Origin of the sequence: Sorangium sp. So ce296 (genome assembly GCF_051529605.1) — a bacterium.
GTDB lineage: Bacteria > Myxococcota_A > Polyangia > Polyangiales > Polyangiaceae > Sorangium > Sorangium cellulosum_D.
Map to the genome: position 1 here is coordinate 7,511,036 of NZ_CP150325.1, position 25,273 is coordinate 7,536,308.

Consider the following 25,273-nt stretch of genomic DNA (forward strand, 5'->3'; position numbering starts at 1 on the left):
GCTGAGCTGCTTGAGCAGCGGTCGAACGGGCGTGCGCCCATGGCCGTCGCCATCATCGGGGTGGCGGGCCGGTACCCCGAGGCGCCCGACCTGGAGACCTTCTGGATGCGCCTGCGCAGCGGCGCGAGCTGCATCGGCGAGATCCCCGCCGAGCGCTGGGAGGCGGATCGTTACCTCGATCCCGATCCGGATGCGCTGGGCCGCTACTACACGAAACGCGGCGGGTTCCTCGAGGGCGTCGACCTCTTCGATCCTCTGCTGTTCAGCATCTCGCCGCGCGAGGCCGAGGCGATGGATCCTCAGGAGCGCCTCTTCCTCGAGATCGCCTGGGAGACGCTCTCGGACGCCGGCTACACGCGCAAGGACCTGTCGAGGTCCGGCAAGGTGGGCGTGTTCGTCGGCGTGATGAACGGCAATTACGGCCGGCTCAGCGCCGAGGCGTTCGCGCGCGGCGCCGAGGTGCTCGCGTTCTCCGATTTCCACGCCGTCGCCAACCGGGTCTCGTATTGCTTCGATTTCACCGGCCCGAGCGTCGCGGTCGACACGGCCTGCTCCTCGTCTCTCACCGCGATCCACCTGGCCTGCCAGAGCCTCGCCGCGGGCGAGTGCCGGGTCGCCCTCGCCGGGGGCGTCAACCTCATCCTGCACCCGCTGCACTACATGCGCCTGAGCCGCATGCGGATGCTCTCCGCCGAAGGGCGAGCCAAGGCGTTCGGCGCGGGCGCGGACGGCTTCGTCGACGGCGAGGGCGTGGGCGCGGTGCTGCTGAAGCCGCTCGTGGACGCGGTCCTCGACGGCGACCGCATCCACGCGGTGATCAGGGGCTCGGCCATCAACGCCGGGGGCAAGACGAGCGGCTACACGGTCCCCAACCCGACCGCGCAGGCCGAGGTCATCGTCGAGGCGCTGGAGAAGTCCGGCGTCGATCCCCGCGCGATCAGCTACATCGAGGCGCACGGCACCGGGACCGACCTCGGCGACCCGATCGAGATCGCGGGGCTCACGCGCGCCTACCGGCGCTTCACCGACGCCGTCGGGTTCTGCGCCATCGGGAGCGCGAAGACGAACATCGGGCACCTCGAGTCGGCCGCCGGCATCGCCGGCCTCACCAAGGTCCTGCTCCAGCTCAAGCACGGCGAGCTGGCGCCCTCGCTGCACGCGTCCCGCACGAACCCCAAGATCGATTTCGAGCGCTCCCCCTTCTTCGTCCAGCAGGAGGCTCAGCCCTGGAAGGCCCGCGTAACCGTCGTCGACGGCGTCGCGCGCGAGGAGCCGCGGCGCGCGGCGGTGAGCTCCTTCGGCGCCGGCGGCTCCAACGCGCACCTGATCCTCGAGGAGTACAGGCCGCCGCAGGCGCCCGCGTTCGCTCCCGGCCCGCGCCTCATGCTGCTGTCGGCGGCCACGGCGCCGCAGCTGTCCGAGCTCGCGGGGCGGATCCTGCGCTTCGTCCGAGAGGCCGCGCGCGGCGAGGGGGCCGGCGATCCGACGACGTTCCTCGCGAGCCTCGCCTACACCCTCCAGGTCGGGCGTGAGGCGCTCGATCACCGGCTGGCCTTCGTCGCCACCTCGGTCGACGACGTGATCGACCGCCTCGAGCGCTACCTCGCGCGTGGCTCCGAGGCCGAGGGCCTCTTCACGGGGGCGCTGTCCGGCGACGAGCGGCGCGCTGCGCTCGACGCCGAGGGCCCGGAGCGACACGCCGAGGGCCTCCTCCGGCAGGGGCGCCTCGACGAGCTCGGGCGCGCCTGGGCGGGTGGGCTCGACGTCGCGTGGCGGGACGTGATCAGCGAGCGGGCGCCGCTGCTGTCGCTGCCCCACTACCCGTTCGCGCGGGAGCGGTACTGGGCCTCGGCGCAGCCTGTCGACGTGACGACCGGGCACGCCTGGACGCAGGGCGTGACGGCCGGGTCCACCCGGACGCCGAGCGTGACGGCCGGGCCCGCCCGGACGCCGGGCCGCGCGCTCGGCGGGGCCGATCCTGCGCCGGATCTCCGGCGGAGCGGGGGCGTCTTCCGCAAGATCCTGCGCCCCACGGACCCCCTGGCGCGCGATCACCGCGTCGGCGGGCGCCCCGCCGTGGCAGGGATCGTCTACGCAGAGCTGGCGATCGCCGCGGCTGCCTCGCTCGGCGAGGGCATCGACGCGGGATCGATCACCGTCGAGGACCTCGTCCTCTCGCACGTCTGCTGGGTCGACGCGGAGCGCGAGATCCGCGTCCCCCTCACGCAGGCAGGCGACCGCCTCGCGTTCCGCGTCGAGAGCGGGACCGAGGATCAGCCCGTCGAGCACGCGCGCGGGCTCCTCTCCGTCGGCGCGCCGGCCGGCGCTGGCGCTTCCTCTCGCCTGGAGATCGAGGCCATCCGGGCGCGGTGCACGCGCGTCGTCGTCGAGGGGGACGATCTCTACCAGCGCTTCGGAGCGGCCGGGGTCGAGTACGGCCCCTGCTTCCGCGGCATCGCGCGCCTGTCGGTCGGCGACGGCGAGGCGCTGGCCGAGCTCGCGTTCCCGGCGGAGGTAGGGCGCGAGGCCGCGCCCTACCGGCTGCCTCCCATGGTCATCGACGCTGCCATCCAGGCGGTGGCCGGGCTCCTCGCTCAGCGCGAAGAGGACGGGCGCGGGCCGCGCGTCCCCGTGGCCATGGAGGCCATCGAGGTGTCGTCGCGCCTCGAGCTGCGCGGCTTCGCCTATGTCCGGGCCTCGGGGTCGGATCGGTTCTACGTCGCCGTCATCGGTCCGGACGGGGAGATCCTCGCCAGGGTCCGCGGCGTCTCCTTTCGCGCCCTCCCGGGCAGAGAGCCGGCGGCCGTCCAGGCCGCGGCGCCGGGCCATCGCGACCTCGCTGCGCCGCCGGCGCAGGGGCCGCGAGCGCCGGATGCGGTGGCGCCCGCCGCGGCGCACGGGCTGCGCGAGCGCGCGATCGACTACCTCCGGCAGGTCTTCTCCGGGCCCCTGCGCCTCCGCGCGGAGCGCATCGATCCGAAGGCTCGCTTCGAGCGCTACGGCATCGACTCGCTCCTCGTGCTCCAGCTGATGAAGGAGCTCGAGAAGGATTTCGGGCCGCTCTCCTCGAGCCTGCTGTTCGAGCTGCAGACGATCGAGGCCCTGGCCGATCACCTCTGCGCCCACCATGCGATCCGGCTCGGGGAGCTGCTCGGCGTGAGCGGCGTCGCCTCCTCGTCGCCACCGCAGGAGCTGGCGCCGCCGTCGCACAAGGAAGCGCCGCCGCGTCCGGCCGTCGCGGCGCCGTCGCCCGCGCACAGGTTCGAGCCCCTCCCGAGCGAGGGGGCCGTCTCTCGAGCGGCCGGGCCGACGGCAGGCCGGAACGAGCCGATCGCGGTCATCGGCATGAGCGGCCGGTATCCCCTGGCCGCGGATCTCGACGCCTTCTGGGACAACCTCAAGGCCGGGAGGGACTGCATCCGGCAGCTTCCCGAGGACCGGCGGTCGTGGTGGCAGCGCCTCGCCCCGGGGGAGGCCTCCGGCGACGTGATCGCCCCGTACGGCGGCTTCCTCGACGCGATCGACGCCTTCGACGCGCGCCTCTTCCACATCTCGCCGCGGGAGGCCGCCCGCATGGACCCGCAGGAGCGGCTGTTCCTCGAGACCGCGTGGTCGCTCTTCGAGGATGCGGGCTACCCCCGCCGCAGGATCGAGGCGCTGGGCGGGCGCGTCGGCGTCTTCGTCGGGGTGATGAACGCCCATTACGAGCTCGTCGGCGGCGACCCCGGCGCGCGCGACGCGGCCTCGGACGGCCTCGCGTCCTTCTGGTCGATCGCCAACCGGGTCTCCTACGTCTTCGACCTCTACGGCCCGAGCATCGCGGTCGACACCGCCTGCTCGTCGTCGCTCACGGCCGTGCACCTCGCCTGCGAGAGCCTGCGCCGCGGCGAGTGCGCGATGGCCATCGCCGGCGGCGTGAACCTGGTGCTCCACCCGCTCCACCTCATGCGCCTCCACGCGATGAACATGCTCTCCCGCGGCCGCTGCTCGAAGAGCTTCGGCGTCGGGGCCGACGGCTTCATCGACGGCGAAGGGGTGGGCGCGGTGCTCCTCAAGCCGCTCTGGAAGAGCCTGGAGGACGGCGATCGCATCGAGGCGGTCATCCTGGGCTCGGCGCTCAGCGCGGGGGGCAGGACCAGCGGGTACACCGTGCCGAACCCGCGCGCCCAGGCGCGCGCCGTCGCGGACGCGCTCGAGGCGACGGGCGTCGACGCCCGCACGGTGAGCTACGTGGAGGCGCACGGCACCGGCACCGACCTCGGCGATCCCATCGAGATCGCCGGCCTCGCCGAGGCGTACCGGCGCTCGACCGACGCGCGCGGCTACTGCGCCATCGGCACGGTGAAGTCGAACGTCGGGCACCTCGAGTCCGCGGCGGGCATCGTCGGGCTCACGAAGGTGATCCTGATGATGCGGCACCAGCAGCTCGTGCCCACGCTGCACGCCGATCCGCCGAACCCGCGGATCCAGTTCGAGCGCACGCCGTTCTATCTCCAGCGCGAGGCCTGCCCGTGGCAGCAGCCCGTCGTCGAGGAGGGGGAGGCGCGCCGCGTGGTCCCGCGCCGCGCCGGGATCAGCTCCTTCGGCGCCGGAGGCGCCAACGCGCACGTCATCGTCGAGGAGCTCGTCCCCAGCGCCCAGGCGACCGAATCCGCAGCGTTCTCGCCGCCCTTGCCGGCGATCGTCCCCCTGTCCGCCAGGAACGAGGACCGGCTCCGGGCTCACGCCACAAACCTGGCTGCGTGGCTCGATGGACGCCTCGCCGAGGGACCGGAGGCGGGATCGAGGCCCGAGCTGGCCGACATCGCCTACACGCTCCAGGTCGGGCGCGACGCGATGGAAGCGCGCCTCGTCGTGCTCGCGAGCTCTCTGGAGGAGCTCCGCGACGCGCTCTCGCGCTTCTCGCGCGGCGAGGGCGGCGCGAGCAACACCCTCTCCCACGTCCTCGTCGAGGGGGACGCCCTCCCCTTCGACAACGACGATCTCCGCGTGCTCATCGAGAGCCTCCTCGCCAAGGGCCAGCGCGCGCGGCTGGCCGAGCTCTGGGTCAAGGGCGCGGACGTCGACTTCGCCCTGCTGCCCGAGAGCCGCGGGCGTCGCATGCTCTCCCTGCCGGCCTACCCGTTCGCCAGGACGAGGTACTGGGTCGAGCAGCGGGCCGGCGGCCGCGGCGTGGCCCCCGCGGGCGCGCGCCTGCACCCGCTGCTCGACGAGAACGCCTCGACGATCTCGGCCTGCGAGTTCGTGACCCGGCTCGACGCTCGGTCGCGCTTCATCCGCGACCACCACGTCGCCGGCCAGGGGATGCTGCCCGGGGCGGCCTTCCTCGAGATCGCCCGCGCAGCCTCGGAGCACGCCGGCATGCGGGCGCAGGGCGCCCGGTCGTTCAGGTGGTCTTCGCCGCTCGTCGTCGCGGCCGAGCCCGTCGAGCTGCGGACGCGGCTCACCGCCGCCGGCACCCTCGTCGAGGCGGAGCTGTACACGACGGGGCCCGCCGGCGATCGCTGCGTGCACGCCCGAGGCTCGCTGTCGTCCGGGGACCTCGAGGGCGCCCTCGAGACGGGCGCGGGCGTCGACCTCGACGCCATCCGCGCGCGCTGCCCTGAGATCATCGGAGAGGACGCCTGCTACGGGCGTTTCCAGGACGCCGGGCTCGCCATCGGCTCCACCCTCCGGGTCATCCGGCGCCTGTTCCGCGGCCCGGGCGAGGTGCTGGCCGAGCTGTCGCTCCCTTCGGCGGAGGCGGTGGAGGACGCGCGGCTCCTGCTGCACCCCGCGTTGCTCGACGGCGCGCTGCAGGCGATCGCCCCGCTGGTCGAGGAGCTCGGCGCGGAGCCAGCCCTGTACGTCCCGTTCTCCATCGCGGAGGCGGCGTGGGCGACGCCGTGGCCACGGTCGTGCGCGGCGCACGTCACGTTCGCCGGGCCTCAGGGCGGCGGCCGAGAGGGCGACGCCTTGAAATTCCGTATCCGGATGGCGGACGCCGAGGGCCGCCTCCTGCTCTCGGTGGAGGACTTCGAGGTGCGGCGGCTCGATCCGGCGCTGCGCTCGATCGCGCGCCCGCCGCTCGCGTCGGCGCGCGCCGGGCGCCCTCCCGCCGACCCGGCGCTGGACCGACTCTTCCTCTGCCCCGTGTGGCGCCCGGCGCCGTTGGCCGCGCCGTCGGCGGAGACGCCGGCCGGCGAGGTGCTCGTCTTCGACCGCGACGATCGGCTGGCCCGCGCGCTCCGGGCGCGCGGGTGCTCCGCGACCCTGGTCCTGCCGGGCGACGCCTGCCGGCAGGGCGATGACGCGTGGATCGTGAGGCCGACGCACGAGGAGGACTTCCGCGCGTTGCTCGTCGAGCAGGCGAAGCGCGGGCAGACGCCCCGCATCGTCCTGTTCCGCTGGGACGACAGCCCCCGCCTCGACGCCGCCACGGCCGAAGCGTGGCTCGAAGCGGACTTCTCGTCCGTGGTCCTGGTGTGCCGCGCGCTGGTGGCCACCGGATCCGAGAGCGTCCGCGTCCTTTGCGCGATCCAGGGCGCCCGGGAGGGGCTCTCCCCGCAGGTCGCCGCCTTCGGCGAGCTCGGCAAGTGCGTGGCGCTCGAAGATCCCCGCCTGCGCCTCGGCGTGGTGGCCTTGCCCTCCGCGGTCAGCGCGGAGGAAGCCGCGGCGCTGCTGCTGCGCGAGGCCGCGGCCCCGGACGAGGAGCGCACGGTCTCGCACCGCGCGGGGACCCGGCGCGCACGCACCTGGGAGGAGGCGCAGTCCGATCCGGTCTCGCGGTCGCTCCTCAAGCACCGGGGCGTGTACGTCATCACGGGCGGCCTCGGCGGCATCGCTAGCGCGCTCGCGCAGCGGCTCGCGGAGCGGCACGAGGCGCGCCTCGTCCTCTGCGGCCGATCGCCGGTCGACGAGCGCGTCGAGCGGGCCCTCGCTGCGCTCCGGGCGCGGGGAGGCGAGGCGATCTACGTCCCCGCCGACGTGCGCGATGGCACGGCGGTACGGCAGCTCATCGACGCGGCCCGGGCCCGGTTCGGATCCGTCGACGGCGTCGTGCACGCGGCAGGCACGATCCGCGACAGCCTCTTCCTCCGGAAGACGCCGGCCGAGATGATGGCGGTGCTCGCCCCGAAGATCCTCGGCGCCCTGCACCTCGACGAGGCGACGCGCGAGGATCGGCTGGATTTCTTTGCCCTCTGCTCGTCATGGACGGTCGTGCGAGGAAACCCGGGCCAGGCGGATTACGCCTACGCGAACAGCTTCCTCGACTACTTCGCCGACGCGCGCGAGCGACTCCGGGCGCAGGGCGAGCGGTGGGGGCAGACCGTCTCCTTCGCTTGGTCCGCGTGGGACGTCGATGGAATGCCGGTCGACCCCGCGACGAAGCAGCGCCTGCGGGACGAGGCGGGGCTGGTCCCGCTCACGCCGGATCGGGGGTACGAGGCGTTCGAGGAGGGGCTCAGGCTGGGCGCGCCGCACCTCGTCGTCGTCGACGGCGACGCGGCGCGGATCCGGGCAGCGTGGCGTGCCCATGACCGGCGGGCGGCGCAGCCGCCGGTCGAGGCGCCCGCCGATGACGTTCCGCTCGCCGCGATCGAGCGCTTCGTCAAGGAGGTCGTCGCGGTGGAAGTGAATCTGCAGACCGATGAGATCAACGCGCGGGAGCCGTTCCACAAGCTGGGGATCGACTCGGTGATGGTGATGCACATGACGCAAGCGCTTGAGCGTACTTTCGGCGAGCTGCCAAAGACCTTGTTTTTCGAGTACCCGTCTGTCGCCGAGCTGGCGCGTTATCTGACGACGCACCGCCGGGACGCGTGCCTCCGAGCCTTGTCCCCGAGGGCGCCCGAGCCGCCGAGCGCCGCCGAGCGCGCGGCGAGCTACCCTGCGTCCGCGGCGTCGGCTCCGCCGCTTTCGGCGTCGACCCCCGTGTCCGCGGCGTCGACCCCCGTGTCCGCGGCGTCGGCTCCGCTGTCCGCGCCGGGCGACGGGCCGACTCGCGCGCATCCCGGCGGGATCGACGAGCCCATCGCCATTGTCGGGGTGAGCGGGCGATACCCGATGGCGGAGGATCTGGCCGCGTTCTGGCGCAACCTCGCCGAGGGCCGGGACTGCATCCGCGAGATCCCCGCGGACCGCTGGGACCACACCGCTTATTACGACCCCACGCGCCACAAGCCGGGGAAGACCTACCTGCGCTGGGGCGGCTTTCTCGACGGCGTCGACGGCTTCGACGCGAACTTCTTCTCCGTCACGCCGCGGGAGGCCGAGGTCCTCGATCCGCAGGAACGGCTGTTCCTCGAGACCGCCTGGCATACGATCGAAGATGCCGGCTACACGCGGGCCAGCCTGCGCGGCGCGCGGGTCGGTGTCTTCGTTGGCGTGATGTACGCCGAGTATCCCCTCGTCACAGGGGGCCAGCCCGGGGCGGACGGCACGCCGCCTGGCTCCTCGTTCGCGTCGATCGCAAACCGGGTCTCCCACGTGCTCGACCTGCGCGGTCCCAGCCTCGCGGTCGACACCATGTGCTCCTCGTCGCTGACGGCCCTTCACCTGGCCATCGGCAGCATCCGGAGCGGGGAGTGCGAGGCCGCGCTCGTCGGCGGCGTGAACCTGTCGCTGCACGCGCACAAATACCTTGTCCTCGGACAGGGCGGCTTCGGAGCGAGCGACGGGAGGTGCAGGAGCTTCGGAGCGGGCGGCGACGGCTACGTCCCGGGCGAGGGCGTCGGGGCCGTGCTGCTCAAGCCGCTGTCCAAGGCCATCGCCGACGGCGACTACATCTATGCGACCATCGTCGCGTCACGCATCAACCATGGTGGCCGGTCCAACGGCTACACGGTCCCCAATCCGACGGCGCAGGGAGAGCTCGTGAGCGAGGCGCTCCGGGTGGCCGGCTGGGATCCGAGCACGATCGGATACATCGAGGCCCACGGCACCGGCACCGCCCTCGGCGATCCCATCGAGATCCGCGGCCTCGCGATCGCCTTTGGCGGGCAGCCCTCGGCCGGCCCGACGTGCGCCATCGGATCCGTGAAGTCGAACATCGGTCACCTGGAGTCCGCCGCGGGGATCGCCGGCCTCACGAAGGTCATCCTTCAGATGCAGCACGGCCAGCTCGTCCCCTCGATTCACGCCGATCGCCTCAACCCGAACGTCGCGTGGGAGACGGTGCCTTTCCAGGTCCAGCGGGAGCTCGCGGCCTGGACACCGAGGGCCGAGGAACGCCACGGCGTCCGCCAGACGCTCCCGCGCAGGGCCGGAGTGAGCGCGTTCGGGGCAGGCGGCAGCAACGCCCACGTCCTCGTCGAGGAGTACGTGCCGCCCCCGGTCGAGCGCCGCAGCCAGGGGCCGTACCTCTTCGTGCTCTCGGCGATGAGCGAGGAGCGCCTGCGCGCCTACGCCGAGTCGCTGGTCGCGTCCCTCGAGCGCCCGGCGCCCGGCCGGTACCGCGATCCCGCGGACGTCGCCTACACCCTCCAGGCGGGGCGGGAGCCGTTCGCCGCCCGCCTCGCCGTCGTGGCCTTCGATCTCCTGGAGCTCCTCGCGCGGCTGCGCGGGTGGCTGCGCGGGGAGGCGGGCTCCGGCGTCTTCGCTGGCTTCGTGGCGAAGGCCTCGGCCGACGTCATCGATCCGGGGGAGCGGCGGAGCCCGCAGGAGCTCGAGGAGCTCGCCCGGCGCTGGGTCAGCGGCGCCTCGATCGACGCGTCCGCGCTGCGGCGCGACCCTGCCCGGCGGCGCACGCCGCTGCCGGGCTACCCCTTCGCGCGCACCCGGCACTGGATCCGCGCAGCCCGCGTCGAGGCCGCGCCGGCGGGGCGGGTCGCGCCGGCCACGGGCGGCGCCGCGAACGGCCAGGCCGAGCAAGCCTGGACGCCTGGGGCGGCGGGGATGGCGCTCGCCCCGGCGGCGGGGAGCGCCACGAACGGCGTGGCAGAGCAGGCTTGGACGCCCGGGGCGGCGGTGATGGCGCTCGCACCGGCGGCGGGCGGCGCCGCGAGCGCGACCCCGAGCGACGGGGCCGTGCGGACTCCTCCGGCCTCCGGGGCGGAGCTCGCGCTCTTCGAACCGGCCTGGCAGGAGTCGCCTCTGCCGCCTCCAGCCGGCGCGGAGCCGGGGGGCTCCGTCCTCGTCCTCGATACCGACGGGCGTTTCGCCGAGGCGCTGCGCGCCAGGTTGGCGCGGCCGCAGGCGGCCTGGAAGATCACGCACGCCCTCCTGGGCAGCGAGTTCCGTGCGCTCGAGGAGGGGCGTTACGAGGTCGACGGCAAGCGACGGGGCGACTGGGAGAGGCTGCTCGACGCGCTCGAGGTGCGGGGGGCCGCTCCGACGCAGATCCTGCTGTGCCCTGCGGCTGCGCCGCCGGGCAGCGGCGAGTGGGCGATCCGGCGCCAGCTCGACGCGGGGCTCTACACCGTCGTGGCCCTCAGCCAGGCCCTGCTCGCCCGCGCGTCGGCCGCGCCCACCCAGCTGCTCATCGTGGATCGCCAGCCGTCGCGCGAGGAGCCTGCCGCCCTGCCTCTGTACGCCCCGCTCGCCGCGCTCGCGAGGAGCCTGCGCTCGGAGAGCTCGCGCGTCATCGCGCGGGTCGTCCACGTCTTCGACGCGCCGGAGGCGCTCGCGGACCGGATCTGGGAGGAGAGGCGCGACGCCGCGCCGGAGATCTGGCTCCGGGACGGCCGCCGGCTCTCGAAGCGGTTTACCCGGTGCGGGTCCGCGCCGCAGCGCGAGGGCGCGCCCGTGATCCGCAAGGGCGGGGCCTACCTCGTCGTCGGCGGGAGCAAGGGGGTCGGCCTCCTCTTCGCGCGGCACCTCGCCGAGCGGTTCGACGCCCGCCTCGTGCTCTGCGGGCGCTCGGAGCCGGACCCCGCACTCCTGGCCGAGCTCGCCGCGCACCAGCGGGCTGGCAGGCACGTCCGGTACGTCCGCGCCGACGTGGCGCGGCGCGAGGACGTGGTGGCGCTCCTCCGCGAGGCGAGGGCGTTCCTCGGGGAGATCCACGGCGTCCTGCACTGCGCCATGGTGCGCCACGACGGTCACCTGGCGCACAAGCGCGCCGACGAGATCGAGGCCGTGCTCGGGCCCAAGGTCCAGGGCACCGTCTTCCTCGACGAGGAGACGCGCAACGAGCCGCTCGACTGGTTCGCGGTGACCTCCTCGCTCGCGGGGCTCATCGGGAGCGCGACCCAGACGGACTACGTGTTCGCGACCGGCTTCCAGGACGAGTACATGGGCTACCGGGAGCGCCTGCGGGCCGCCGGCCTGTGCCGAGGCAAGTCGCTCGCCGTCGACTGGCCGCTCTGGGAGGAGGGCGGCACGCGCGTCGAGCAGTCCCTCGCCGACCATGTCCGCGCCCAGACGGGCGTGGCGCAGCTGCCCACGGCCAACGGGATCGATGCCTTCGAGCGCGCGCTCCGCGCGGACGCGAGCCAGATCGTGGTGCTGTACGGGCGCCTCGACCGCGCCGACGAGCTGCTCAGCGGCTCCGCGATCGGCGAGCGGCTGGCGAGCGCGCGGAGCGATGGCGGCGCCCAGGAGGGCGATCTGCAGCGTCGCACGGAGACGTACGTCTGCGACCTCATCGCCCAGGTGACGGGTAGGCCCAGGGAGACCATCGAGCCGACCGTGCCTTTTGCCGACTACGGCTTCGACTCCATCGTCCTCGGCCACCTCAAGGCCCGGCTCGAGGAGGACATCGCCGAGATCTCGCCGACCACCGTGCTGGCCTATCCGAGCGTGCAGGCGCTCGCGTCGTTCCTGCTCACGGAGTACCCCGAGCGGGTCCAGGCAGTTCTCCGGGATCGCTACGGCGCGATCGGCCATGCCGAGCCCGGCGAAGATGCCGGGAGAGCGCGCCAGGCGAGCATCCCGGAACGTCAAGGCGCGACCCCCGTCGAGCGCCAGGATCGCCAGGACCGCGAGCAAGGTGTGCGGTCCGAGGCGCGCAGGGCGCCGGCGTCAGCCACGACCTCGCGCGACGATGCGATCGCCATCATCGGGGTCGCGGGCCGCTACCCTGGCGCGCGCAACCCCGGGGAGATGTGGCCGCGCCTCCTCGCCGGGCAGAGCGGGATCACGACCGTTCCCGCGGACCGGTGGCGCACGGCCGACGGGTCCAGCGCCTCGGGCGGGTTCCTCGACGGGGTGGATCGCTTCGATCCGCTGTTCTTCCAGATGACGCCCCTCGAGGCCGAGCAGGCCAGCCCCGAGGAGCGGCTGCTCCTGGAGACCGCCTGGGAGGCGCTGGAAGACGCTGCCATTCGTCCTTCCAGCCTGCGAGGCCGAGCGGTCGGCGTGTTCGTGGGGATGACGACGCACACCTACCCGCTGCTCACGCGCGAGCACGACCACCGTGGGGCGCCCGCGCTCGACGGTGCCCACTTCCGGATCGCGAACCGCCTGTCCATCTTCTTCGACCTGCTGGGGCCGAGCTTCGCGGTCGACACGGCGTGCTCGTCGTCGCTCGTGGCCTTCCACCTCGCCTGCCAGAGCATCCGTGCGGGGGACTGCGAGGCCGCCCTCGTCGGCGGCGCGAACATGTACCTGCACCCCTCGAAGTTCGCGAACCTGCGCCGGGCGAGGCTGCTCGGCACGCGGCCGAACCGCGGCGTGTACTCGGCCGACGGCGACGGGTTCATCCCCGGCGAGGGCGTCGGCGTCGTCGTGCTGAAGCCGCTGCGCGATGCGCTCCGCGATGGCGATCCGATCCACGCCGTCATCCTCGGGTCCGCCGTCCGGCACAAGGGCAAGGGGAGCGGCGCCTCGCTGCCCTCGCCGAAGGAGCAAGCCGCGGTGGCGGCCGAGGCGCTGGCGCGCGGCTCCGTGGATCCGAGCACCGTCGGCCTCGTCGAGGTGCAGGCGACCGGCTCCGCCCTGGCCGACGCCGCGGAGTGGGTGGCCCTGGATCAGGTGTACGGGGGCAGGAGCGGGGCCCAGGGGCCCAGGTGCTCGGTCAGCGCGCTGAGCGGGTACCTCGGCCACTCCGAGGGGGCATCCGGGGTCGCGCAGCTCACGGCGGTGCTCCTGCAGATGCGGCACGGGCGCATCGCGCCGGTGCGCCTCCCCGACCGCCTCAACCCCGAGGTCAACCTTGCGCGCTCGACGCTCACCTTGCCGACCGAGCCGACGCCCTGGGGGCCCGTGCGGGTCACCGACGGCGCCGGAGAGGGCCGCCTGGTGCGCCGCGCTGCGATCAGCTCCGTGGGCGTGGGCGGCACGATCGCGCACGTCGTCATGGAAGCCGAGGTGCGGCCGCCCCAGGCGTTCGCCGAGCTGAGCGAACGCGCTCGTCGAGCGGAGCTCGTGCCCCTGACCGCGCGGACGCGCGATGGCCTCGTCGAGCAGGTGCGCCGGCTCCAGCGGTTCCTCGCCTCCGAGGCGGCCACCGGCGCGGAGCCGGTCCGGCTCGGCGATCTTGCGTGGACCCTCCAGACCGGGCGGGAGCACTTCGTCGAGCGGCTCGCGCTGATCGTCGAGAGCAAGGAGCAGCTCGCGGCGGCGCTCGACGCCCTCGCGTCCGGCCAGCGGCCCGCGTGCCCGACGTTCGTGGGGAGCGCGGCCGGCGCTGACGGAAATGGCGCGGCCGCCGTGGGCTCCACGCCGCGGGACCTCGAGGAGGCTGCCCGGCGCTTCGTGAAGGGGGCGGCGATCGACTGGCTCCGTCTGGCCGACGGGTCGCCGGCGCGGCGGCTCCGGCTCCCGACCTACCCGTTCGAGCGACGCCGCTGCTGGCCGCACGATGCCGGCGACGAGGCCGCGGAGACGCCGTCGGCGAGGGCCGTGGAAATGCCGTCGGCGAGGGCCGTGGAGGCGCCGTCGGCGAGGGCCGCGGAGGCGCCGTCGGCGGGGGTCGCCGGCAACAAGAACGCGGCCGCTGGCTACTACAACCATGTGCTGTCAGCGCTCGATACGCCGAGCGGCAGCGCCCTGGAGGACGATCACTTGATCCTGGCACCGTTCATCGAGCGCGTTGATGGATTCTCGTGGCTGCTGACCTTCGCGGATCCGGAGCGCCACGCCGAGCACTACCGACTCGCCATCGAGAAGCAGCGGGAGCTCAAACAGATGCTCTTCGGCGGCGTCGACATGAAGCGTGTGACGCGCGCCCTCGACATCGGATGCGGGCTCGGGACCGACATCATGACGCTGGCGCGGGCCTACCCGGACCTCCGCGCCGAAGGGTTCAACATCAGCTCCCGGCAGGTCCAGGTCGCGCGCCAGCGCATCGACGCCGCGGGGCTGTCCGACCGCGTGCGCGTGCACGAGGCAGACAGCTCCCGGACGCCGTTCCCGGGCCGCTACGACCTCGTCATCGGGTTCGAGGTCGGGGTCCACATCCAGGACAAAGACGGTCTGTTCTCCAACATCGCCCAGCACCTGAGCGACTCGGGCCGGGTCCTGCTCGCCGACGTCGTGGCGAGGACGGCGGCGCCCGTGCACAAGCCCGAGCTCGGTCATTTCACCTCGACCGAGGCGGAGCTCGCCCGCTGCCTCGCGCGCGCCGGGCTGCGCGTGGAGTCCTGCGTGGACGCGAGCCGCGAGGTGGCGAACTTCCTGGACGATCCCGATTTCGAGGCGAACCTTTTGCAGCTGCACCGGGCGCACCCCGCGCTCGAAGATGTCGCCCCGATGCACCGCGGGTGGCTGCGCTTCGGCAAGGCGCTCAGCCTGGGCCTGTTCCGCTACGTGGCCCTGACGCTCCGGAAGGCCCGCCCCGACGAGCGCGAGGCCGCGGTCGCCGAGGCCAACCTCGACGCGTTCGTGAGCTCCCGCAGCTACTCCGAGGCGATCCGGGGGCTCGCGCGGCCGGCGCGGGCGGCCTCGGCGCCGCAGGCTTCGGCGTCGCCGGTCTCGGCGCCGCCGGTCGCTGACGTCGCTGCCCGGGTCGCGGAGATCGTGCGCCGCGTGCTGCGCATGCAGCCGCACGAGCTCGACCTCGACGCGCGCTTCGCCGATTTCGGCGTCGATTCGCTCCAGGGCCTTCAGGTCCTCGAGAGCATCAACCGCGAGCTCGGCCTCACGCTCGAGGTCCACGCCCTCTACGATCATTCCAGCGTGCGAGATCTCTCCCGCTACATCGCCAAGATTTACGCCGAGCAACGGCCGGCTGCCGCTGGCCGACAGGGCGCGGCAGCCCCGGAGCCGCTGCTCGCGCAGCGCGGATCCGATCCCGCGCCGTCCGCTCCGCTGCCGTGGGCCGACCTCGCGCCGCCCGCTCCGCTGCCGTGGGCCGAGCCCGCGTGGGCCGCTCCGCAATCGCGCCCGCAGCGCGCCGCGGAGCACCCTGCGGGGTGCATCGCGGTCATCGGCATGGCGGGGCGCTTCCCTGGCGCGAGCGACGTCTTCTCGTTCTGGGAGAACCTGCGCAACGGCGTCGATGCGGTCCGGGAGGTCCCGAGCGACCGGTGGGACGCGAAGCGCTACTACGACGAAAGCGCATCGAGCGAGTCGGTCAAGACCCTCAGCAAGTGGGGAGGCTTCCTGTCGGACGTCGATCGGTTCGACGCGGGCTTCTTCGGGATCGCGCCGGCCGAAGCCCGGCTGACGGATCCCCAGCAGCGGCTGATGCTCGAGGCGTGCTGGGCCGCGCTCGAGGACGCCGGGGTCGCGCGGCAGGCCCGCGGCTCGCGCTGCGGCGTCTACATCGGGGTGCTCGGCGGCGACTACCAGGACATCCTCCGGGACGCGGGCGGCGACGAGCAGTATCGCGCGCACGCGATGACCGGGAACGCAACCTCCATCCTGGCCGCGCGCATCGCCTACTTCCTCGACCTCAAGGGCGGGGCGGTGAGCCTCGACACCGCGTGCTCCTCCTCGCTGGTGGCCGTCCACAAGGCCTGCCAGGACCTCCTCGCCGGCGAGGCGGACCTCATGATCGCCGGCGGGGTCACGCTCTACCTGACGGTGCGGCCTTACATCATGATGAGCCGCGCGGGCATGCTCTCGCCCCGCGGGCAGTGCCGCGCGTTCGACGACCGCGCCGACGGGATCGTCCCCGGCGAGGCGGTGGGCGCCGTCGTCCTCAAGCGGCTCGAGGACGCGCTCCGCGACGGCGACCGGATCGACGGGATCATCCGCGCCTCCGGGATGAACCAGGACGGGCGCACGAACGGCATCACCGCGCCGAGCGCCGCCTCCCAGGAGGCGCTGCTCCTCGACGTGTGGCGCAAGGCCGGGATCGATCCCGCCAGCATCTCCCTCGTCGAGGCGCACGGGACGGGCACCCCCCTCGGCGATCCGATCGAGATCGCGGCCCTGAACGCTGCTTTCCGCAAGCACACCGATCGCCGGCGGTTCTGCGCGATCGGATCGGTCAAGAGCAGCATCGGCCACACCTCGGGGGCCGCGGGTGTTGTGAGCCTCATCAAGACGCTGCTCGCGATGCGCCACCGCCAGATCCCGCAGTCGCTGCACTTCGAGCGGGCGAACCGACACATCCACTTCGAGGAGAGCCCGCTCTACGTCAGCGACCGGCTCAGGGCATGGGAGCAGCCGACCGGCGGGCCGAGGCGCGCCGCGATCAGCTCTTTCGGGTTCAGCGGCACGAACTGCCACCTCGTCGTCGAGGAGCACGTCGCTCCGAAGCCGGTCCGCAGGCCCGAGGCGTGGCAGATCGTCGTCCTGTCGGCGCGCACCGAGGAGCGGCTCCGCGCCTGCGCCGACCAGCTGCGCGCCTTCCTCGCGGCGCGCCGAGGCACCGCGGAGCTGCCCGGCCTCGACGAGATCGCTTACACGCTGCAGCTCGGCCGGACGCCGATGCCGGCGCGGCTCGCCATCGTCGCCTCCACCGTCGACGAGCTCATCGCGCGCCTCTCGGCCTATGTCGACGGCAGAGTGGACGACCCGTCCCTCTTCTCGGCCCGCCTGAGCCGGGGCGAGGACGCCGCCGCCAACGGCGGCGCGCCCGCGGCCGCCGTGCCCGGCGGGTTCGAGGAGCTCACGCCCGAGCGCGCGAGGGAGCTCGCGCGCCGGTGGATCGCGGGCGGCGAGGTCGCGTGGCGGCATCTCTACAGAGATCCTGCGCCCGCGAAGGTCGCGCTGCCCCTCTATCCCTTCGAGCGCGAGCGCCACTGGGTCGGCGGCGCGGCCATCGCCGCGGCCGAAGCCCCGCCCGCCCGCACCCGACGCGCGCCCGGCTACAGCGTGGACGAGCTCTGCTACGAGCCGCGCTGGCTGCCAGCATCGCTCGACCACACGTCCCCTGGTCCGCGCCCGACCCGGCCGCTCTACCGGCCCGCCCTGCCGCAGGATCGCGACGGCGCGGTGCTCGTCGTCGTCCCGCCGGGCTTCTCGGCGGCGGCGCGCGTCATCGAGGCCTGGCATCCCGGCCGACGCACCATCACCGTCACGCTGAGCGCCCCCAACGGCCACCGGCACGACGGGCCGTCCGAGGTCGACTCGTCGGATCCGGCGGGCTGGTCCAACCTGCTCGCGTCGCTCGCGGACCGGGGCATCAGCGCCTTCCACACCGTGTACTTCCTCGCCGGACTGCGCGCCGGCAACGAGCCCCTGCCGCTGGATCTGCGCGCCGTGAACCGCTCCACGGAGCTGGGCGTCATCGCGCTCTACCGCCTGACGCGCGCCCTGATCGCGCGCGGCGCGCTCGGGCGCACGCCGATCGAGATCAAGATCGCCACGGCCAACGTCTACCGCGTCAACGCCGCGAGCGAGGTGAGGCCGCACTTCGCCGGGCTCCACGGCTTCGCCATGACCCTCTCCCAGGAGTTCCCGACGGCGAGGGTGACCTCGATCGATCTCGACCTGACGGATCTCACGGACCCCCGCTCTGTGGAGGAGCTCGCGGCGCGGCTCCTTCCGCTCCGGCGGGAGCCGCCGATCCTCACCGGCGAGCAGGTCGCGATCCGCGGCGGCCGCCGCTGGGTACGGCGGCTGTTCCCCATCGCGACGCCGAAGCCGGCGCGGCCGGTGTTCCGCGACCGGGGCGTCTACCTGATCCTGGGCGGAGCCGGCGGCGTCGGGCGGGAGCTCTGCCGCGACCTCGCACGCCGTCACAAGGCGCGCCTCGTCATCGTGGGCCGCAGCCCGCTCGACGAGGCGCGGCGCCGGCTCCTCGCGGAGATCGAGGCCGAGGGGGGCGAAGCGCTCTACGTACGTGCCGACGCTTCCGATCTCGACAGCATGCGCGACGCCGTCGACGCGGCTCGGGCGCGCTTCGGCCGGATCGTCGGCGCGTTCCACTCCGGCCTGGTGCTGTCGCGCGAGACGCTGAAGGAGCTCGGCGAGCAGAGCCTGCGCGCGGTGCTCGCGCCCAAGATCGCGGGGAGCGTCGCGTTCTACGAGAGCCTTCGCGACGAGCCGCTCGATTTCATGGCCTTCTTCTCCTCCGCCCTCTCCTTTGCCTGCACCGAGGGGCGCATCCACTACGCCGCCGCCAGCACCTTCGAGGACGCCTACGCGTGCTCCCTCATCGGCCGCGCGCCGTTCCCCGTCGTGCTCGTGAACTGGGGTGTGTGGGACGTCAACGAGGTCGACCCGACGGGCCGGTCGCGACTCGAGGGGCAGGGGGTCAACTTCTTCGCTCCGGAGGACGGGATTGAGGGGCTCCGCCGCATCCTCGATCTCCGCGCAGGTCAGGTCCTGTGCATGGCGCTCGACGAGCTCGGAAGAGAGCAGGTCGGCGTGGTCGCGGGTCCGTTCGAGCAGCGGCCGACCGAGCAGCGGCCGTCCGAGCAGCGGCCGTCCGAGCAGCGGCCGTCCGAGCAGCGGCCGTCCGAGCAGCGGTCGCTCCTCACGAGGCTGCCCGAGATCGTCACGCCGCCCGACGCCGCGCTGGTCCAGAGGCTCAGGAACGCCTCCGACGATCTCGGGGACTTCGTGCGCCTCCTGCTCCTCGACGCCTTCCACCGCATGCGCTGCTTCCTCCGGCGCGGGGAGCGTTACGAGCCCGCCCGGCTCGCGGCGGACCTGCGCATCGTGCCCGCGCGTCAGCGCCAGTTCGACGCGCTGCTGACCATCCTCGAGAAGGCCGGGTTCGTGACGCGGGCTGCGGGGGAGGTCGTCTCCACCCAGGAAATCGATCGCATCGTCGCGAGCGGAGCGCTCGAGCGGCTCGACGAGGGGCGCGAGCGCCTGCTGGAGCGCTATCCGGAGGTGAAGTCGCAGCTCAAGGTGGTGAGCCTCTGCGCGCAGCGTCTGCCGGAGATCCTCCGCGGCGAGGTCCCGGCCACCGACGTGCTGTTCTCGGACCCGTCCAACCTCGCGAACATCTACGGCAACAACACGACCGCCGCGTATTTCAACGACCTCGCCGCGACGATCTGCCGGGCCTATATCGAGTCTCGGCTCCCGCAGGCCTCGCCCGGCGAGCGGGTCGCGATCCTCGAGATCGGTGGAGGCACCGCGAGCACGACGGTGCCTGTCCTCAAGGCCATCGAGCCCTTGGCCGACCGCATCACCTATACCTTCACCGATCTCTCACGCTCCTTCGTCGCGCTCGGGCAGCGGCGGTTCAGGGCCGCGTACCCGTTCTTCGAGGCGCGCGTCCTGGACATCGAGCGCGACGTGGCCGAGCAGGGCTTCGCGGTCGGCACCTACGACCTGGTGATCGCGGCCAACGTCCTGCATGCCACGCGGAGCCTCCGCGAGACGGTCCGGCACGCGAAGTCGCTCCTCAAGCCGGGCGGCTGGCTGGTCCTCTACGAGGTGACGCGGAACCTGGATCTGCTCACCATGATCTTCGGCTGCCTCGACGGGTGGTGGCTCTACACCGACCCCGCCGAGCGCATCGAGCACTCGCCGCTCTCGCCAGTCAGCGGATGGTTCAAGCTCCTCGGGGAAGAGGGCTTCACCGTGGGCGGCGCCTTCGGCGAGGGAGACGGGTCGGTCGACGCCTGGTATCAGGCGGTGCTCGTCGCCGAGCGCAGCGACCTGGCTGCGCGGCAGGCCGCCGCCCCCGAGACGCGAGCCGTCCCGCCGCAAGCGGCGCCGCTGCCGGCCGCGCCCTCGCCGGCCGCGACGCCTCCGCGCGATGGCCGGTCGGGTCGGGGTGCGGGCGAGAAGGCGGCCGAGCTCGAGCGACTCGTGATCGACAGCCTCACCGGCGTCCTGCAGATCGGCCGCGACAGGCTGGATCTCGATCAGCCGTTCCTCGAGATGGGCGTGGACTCCATCATGGCAGTCGACATCATCAACCAGATCAACAAGGGGCTCACGGTGCGTCTGAAGACGACCGATCTCTTCAATCTCACCACGCCGCGCATGCTCCTCGATCACCTCCTGACGAACGCCGAGGAGCCGTCGAACGATGCGGCCGCACCGCCGCCGAACGCCCCCGCCCGGGAGGAGCCCGCCCCGCCGCCAGTCGCTGGCGCCGCGGGCGACGATGAGCTGCGAGACCTCCTGAGGCGCATCGGGAGCGGTGAATCCGTCGAGCTGGGCCAGCTGCTAGAGCTGTCCAAGAGCAACGCTCAGGAGGAGACCAGCCAGCGATGAGCGAGCGATTCGAGCCGATGCAGTCCCGGGAAATAGCCATCATCGGGATGTCTGGCCGCTTCCCGGGCGCGCGCAACCTGCGTGAGTTCTGGGCCAACCTGGTCGAGGGGCGCGTCTCCATCGGCGAGGTCCCGGCGTCGCGCTGGGACGCCGAGGCGCTCTACGACCCGGACCCGAAGGCGCGCGGAAAGAGCGTCAGCAAGTGGGGCGGGTTCATCGACGACGCCGACGTCTTCGACCCCCGGTTCTTCCGCGTCACGCCGCGCGACGCGGTCTACATGGACCCGCAGCAGCGCCTCTTCCTCGAGGAGAGCTGGAAGGCCTTCGAGGACGCCGGCTACTCCGACCGCGATCTCGACGGCGCGCGCTGCGGCGTCTTCGTCGGCTGCAAGATCGCCGATTACCTCATCCGCCTGCAGGGCCTCGGCGATCGGGTCGAGGGCCACGCCATGAGCGGCAACGACATCTCGATGCTCCCCGCGCGGCTCTCGTATTTCCTCAACTTGCGCGGCCCGAGCCTCCCGATCAACACCGCCTGCTCGTCGTCGATGGTCGCCCTCCACCTCGCGTGCGAGAGCCTCCTCGGCGGCACCTGCGACATGGCCCTCGTGGGCGGCGTCGAGCTGATGACCAGCCCCGGTATCTACCAGGCGCTCAGCAGCGCGGGCGCGCTCGCGCCGAGCCCCGAGTGCCGGCCGTTCGACGACCGCGCCAACGGCGTCGTGCTCGGCGAGGGCGTCTGCGCCGTGTTGCTCAAGCCCCTCGCGGCCGCGATCGCCGACGGAGATCCCATCCGGGGCGTCATCAAGGGCTCGGGCATCAACCAGGACGGCAGGAGCAGCGGTATCAGCGCGCCCAACGGCGCCTCCCAGACTGCGCTCGTCACGGACATCTACCGCCGAGCCGGGATCGATCCCGAGACCATCGGTTATGTCGAGGCGCACGGAACGGGCACGGCCCTCGGCGATCCCATCGAGATCCACGCGCTGACCGACGCGTTCGGGCAGTTCACGCGGAAGCGCCGGTACTGCCCGATCGGCTCGCTCAAGGCCAACATCGGCCACCCGCTCTCGGCCGCCGGGCTGGCGGGCATCCTCAAGGTGCTGCTCTGCTTCGAGCACGGGCAGCTCCCGCCGGCCGCGGGGTTCTCGCGCGAGAATCACCTCATCAACTTCGAAGACAGCCCCTTCTTCGTGAACACCGCGCTCCGCGCGTGGCCTCAGGGCGGCTCCCCCCGCCGCGCCGCCGTGAGCTCCTTCGGATTCAGCGGCACCAACGCGCACGTGGTCGTGGAAGAGCCGCCCGCCGTCGCTCGCCAGAGGGCGCGCTCGCACGCGGGGCCCCACCTCGTCCTGCTCTCGGCGAAGACCGAAGAGGCGCTGCGCTGCCGCGTCGACGATCTGAGGCGCTGGCTCCTCGAGGACAGCGGTCGCCACTCCATGGCCGACGTCGCCTACACCCTGCACCGGGGTCGCGCGCACTTTTCACGGCGCCTGGCCCTGGTCGCCGACAGCGTCGACGACCTCGTCGGCCAGCTCGAGCGCGCCGGCTCCGGAGCCGCTGCGCCGTCGCTCAACCGGGCCTCCAGCGCGGGCCTGAAGGCCGTGGAGGATCGCATCGCTCGGCACCTCCACGGCGGCGGCCTCGGCGCGGACGGGCACCGGGGTGCCCTCATGATGCTCGGGGATCTGTACCTTCGGGGCTACCTCCCCGACTGGCGCCACCTCCACCCGAAAGGAGGAGCGCGCGTCCCGCTCCCGACCTACCCCTTCGCGCGCGAGCACTACTGGCTGCCTTGGTCGGCCTCCACCGCGCCGACCGCGGCCGCGCCGACCGCGGCTGCGCAGGCTGCGCCGAGCTCGTCGCCTGTCGCGGCCTCGTCCGAGGGGAACGCAGGCGAGCTCCGGCTCCTCCGGGACGACTGGGTGCCGGCGTCGCTCCCCGCGCCGACGTCCTCGGCGGGAACGGACCTTCCGGAAGGCGATCTGCTCCTCTTCGGGCGCGACGAGGCGCTGTGGAGCGCGCTCCAGAGCCGCGTGGCGGGACCTGGGCGCCGCGTCGTCCTCGTCGAGCCCGGGGCGGCCTTCGGCGAGGTGGGGAGCGACCGCTTCACGGTGCGGCCCGGGCACGAGGAGGATTTCGAGAGGCTGGTCGCCGCCGTGCGCGTTGTGTCGAGGCCGGTGGGCGCGATCCTCTTCCTCTCCTCCGCCGGCGGTGGCGACGAGGGCGAGGTCGGGATCGAGGAGCGCCTCGACGCCGGTCCTCGCTCGCTCTTCGCGCTCGGCCGCGCGCTCGCCAAGGCCCCGCCGCGAAGGCCGCTGCCGATCGTCTGCCCCGTCCCGCTCCTGCGCGGAGCGCCTGACCCGGTGCTCGCTGCCCTCACCGGCTTCGCCCGGACGCTCGAGGCAGAGGCGCCGACCTTGAAGCTGAAGACCGTCGCGCTCGAGGCGGAGCGAGCCCCCGCGGCGCACATCGATATCCTCCTCGCGGAGCTCACGGCGACGGAGCCCGGCGGCACGGCGGTTCGCTATGATGGCGATCGGCGGCTCCAGCGCCGCTTCCTCCTCGAGCCGCCGGCCGAGCTCCAGCGGCCCGAGAGGGGGGCATCGCTCCTCCGCCGCGGCGGCGTCTACGTCGTCACCGGCGGCGCCGGCGGCATCGGCGCCATCGTTGCCGAGCACCTCGCCCGCACCGTGGGGGCGCGCCTCGTCCTCGCCGGGCGCTCCGGATCGAGCGAGAAGACGGACGCCCTGCTCGCGCGCATCCGCGAGCAAGGCGGCGAAGCGCTCTACGTCCAGGCGGAGCTCGCCCGCCGAGCGGACGTCGAGCGGCTGATCGACCAGGCCCGCGACCGCTTCGGGCGCATCCACGGCATCTTCCACGCCGCCGGTGTCCATCGGGACGCGCTGGTCCGGAACAAGCGCAGGAGCGACATCGACGCCGTCCTCGGCCCGAAGGTCCTCGGCACCCTCCACCTCGACCGAGCGACCGCCGACGCCGATCTCGACCTCTTCGTGTTGTTCTCGTCGCTCGCGGCCGTGCTCGCCAACCCGGGGCAAGCGGACTACGCGTACGCGAACGCCTTCCTCGACGCCTTCGCCGTCGAGCGCGAGGCGCAGCGCGCGCGAGGCGAGCGGCGAGGGCGGACGAGCTCGCTCAACTGGCCCTACTGGCAGGACGGGGGAATGCGCCTCGCCGCCGGCGACGTCGAGGCCCTCCGACTCCATGCCGGCCTGATGCCGATGCCGAGCGCTGCCGGGCTCCGGGCGCTCGACGAGGCGGCGCTGCGCGAGGGGCCCGCGCGGCACGTGGTCCTCTACGGCGACGCGACGAGGCTGGAGGCCACCCTGGCGGAGCAGTCGCCCGCGCCTCCGGAGAGCGCGCCGGCCGAGCGCCGAGGCGCGGGCGACAGCGCCGACGTCGCGTCGCTCCGCGACGAGGTGGAGCGGCTCCTCCGGCACGTGATGGCCAAGGCGACCCAGCTCGGTCCGGAGGAGATCGACCCGGAGGTGAGCTTCACCGACTACGGCGTCGACTCCGTGACGATCAAGGAGTTCAACCTCCGGCTCGACGAGCTCGTCGGCGCATTGCCGAGGACCCTCCTCTTCGAGCACGACAACCTGCGGAGCCTCTCGGACTACCTCGCTCGCCATCACGCGGAAGCCCTGCGTCGCGCGCTGGGGAAGCAAGCCGAAGCCCCGCCCGGGGAGGCGGCGCCGCCGCGCGACGCCGCGCTGGCGGGACCGACCGCCGAGCGCGCGCCGGCGGGCGAGCCCCGCGCAGGGAGCGCGGGTCGGCCCGACCGGGGCGGCGAGCAGCCCGCCAGGGCGCCGCTCGTCGACGCCGGCGACATCGCCGTCATCGGCGTGCACGGCCGGTACCCAGGGGCGGACGATCTCGACACCTTCTGGAACAACCTGGCCGAGGGGAAGGACTCCGTGACGGAGATCCCCGCCGGCCGGTGGCGTTACATCCCGCGCTACGACCCCGATCCCGAGCGGAGCCGCGAGGGCGCGATCTACTGCAAGTGGGGCGGCTTCCTCGACGGCGTCGACCGCTTCGACGCGAAGTTCTTCGGCGTGTCGCCGCGCGAGGCCGAGGTCATGGATCCGCAGGAGCGGCTCTTCCTCGAGACCGCGTGGGCCACGTTCGAGGACGCCGGGTATACCCGCGAGCGGCTCCGCGCCCTGTCGACGGACGACAGGGGGGCACCTGTCGGCGTGTTCGTGGGGGTCACGACGAACACGTACCTGCTCTACGGCCCGGAGGAGTGGCAGAAGGGCAACCTCGTGACGCCCGTCTCGGCGCCGTGGTCGATCGCCAACCGCGTCTCGTACCTGCTCGACCTCACCGGTCCGAGCGTGCCGGTGGACACGGCGTGCTCGTCGTCGCTCGTGGCGCTGCACTTCGCGGTCCAGAGCTTGCGGCGCGGGGAGTGCCGCATGGCGCTCGTCGGCGGGGTTAACCTGTACCTCCACCCCTCGAAGTACGTGAACATGTGCCAGGTGCACATGCTCTCGCCCACGGGGCGATGCCACGCCTTCGGCGCGGACGCCGACGGGTTCGTCCCGGGCGAGGGCGTCGGCGCCGTGCTCCTCAAGCCGCTCGACGCGGCCATCCGCGACGGCGACCACATCTACGGCGTGATCAAGGGCAGCGCCGTCAACCACGGCGGCAAGACGAACAGCTACTCGGTCCCGAACCCGAACGCGCACACGCAGCTCATCAAGGAGGCGCTCCGGGACGCCGCGGTCGACGCCGGCACCATCAGTTACGTCGAGGCCCACGGAACGGGCACGGCCCTCGGGGATCCGATCGAGGTGCGCGGGCTGACCAA

The 25,273-nt window shown here is 73.2% G+C and carries 1 protein-coding gene and 1 pseudogene (1 of these 2 only partly in view); both read left to right on the forward strand.

What is annotated here, in order from left to right:
• Positions 1–45: 45 nt before the first annotated feature.
• Positions 46–20,436, forward strand: a pseudogene (locus WME98_RS27920) (SDR family NAD(P)-dependent oxidoreductase); the annotation flags it as partial.
• Positions 20,433–25,273 carry the 5' end (the start) of an SDR family NAD(P)-dependent oxidoreductase gene (locus WME98_RS27925; protein ID WP_437944754.1) on the forward strand. 7,024 nt of this gene lie beyond the right edge of the window, so 4,841 of the gene's 11,865 nt are visible here — the first part of the coding sequence; it begins with the start codon at positions 20,433–20,435; the stop codon falls past the right edge of the window. The pseudogene WME98_RS27920 and the gene WME98_RS27925, both read left to right, overlap by 4 nt.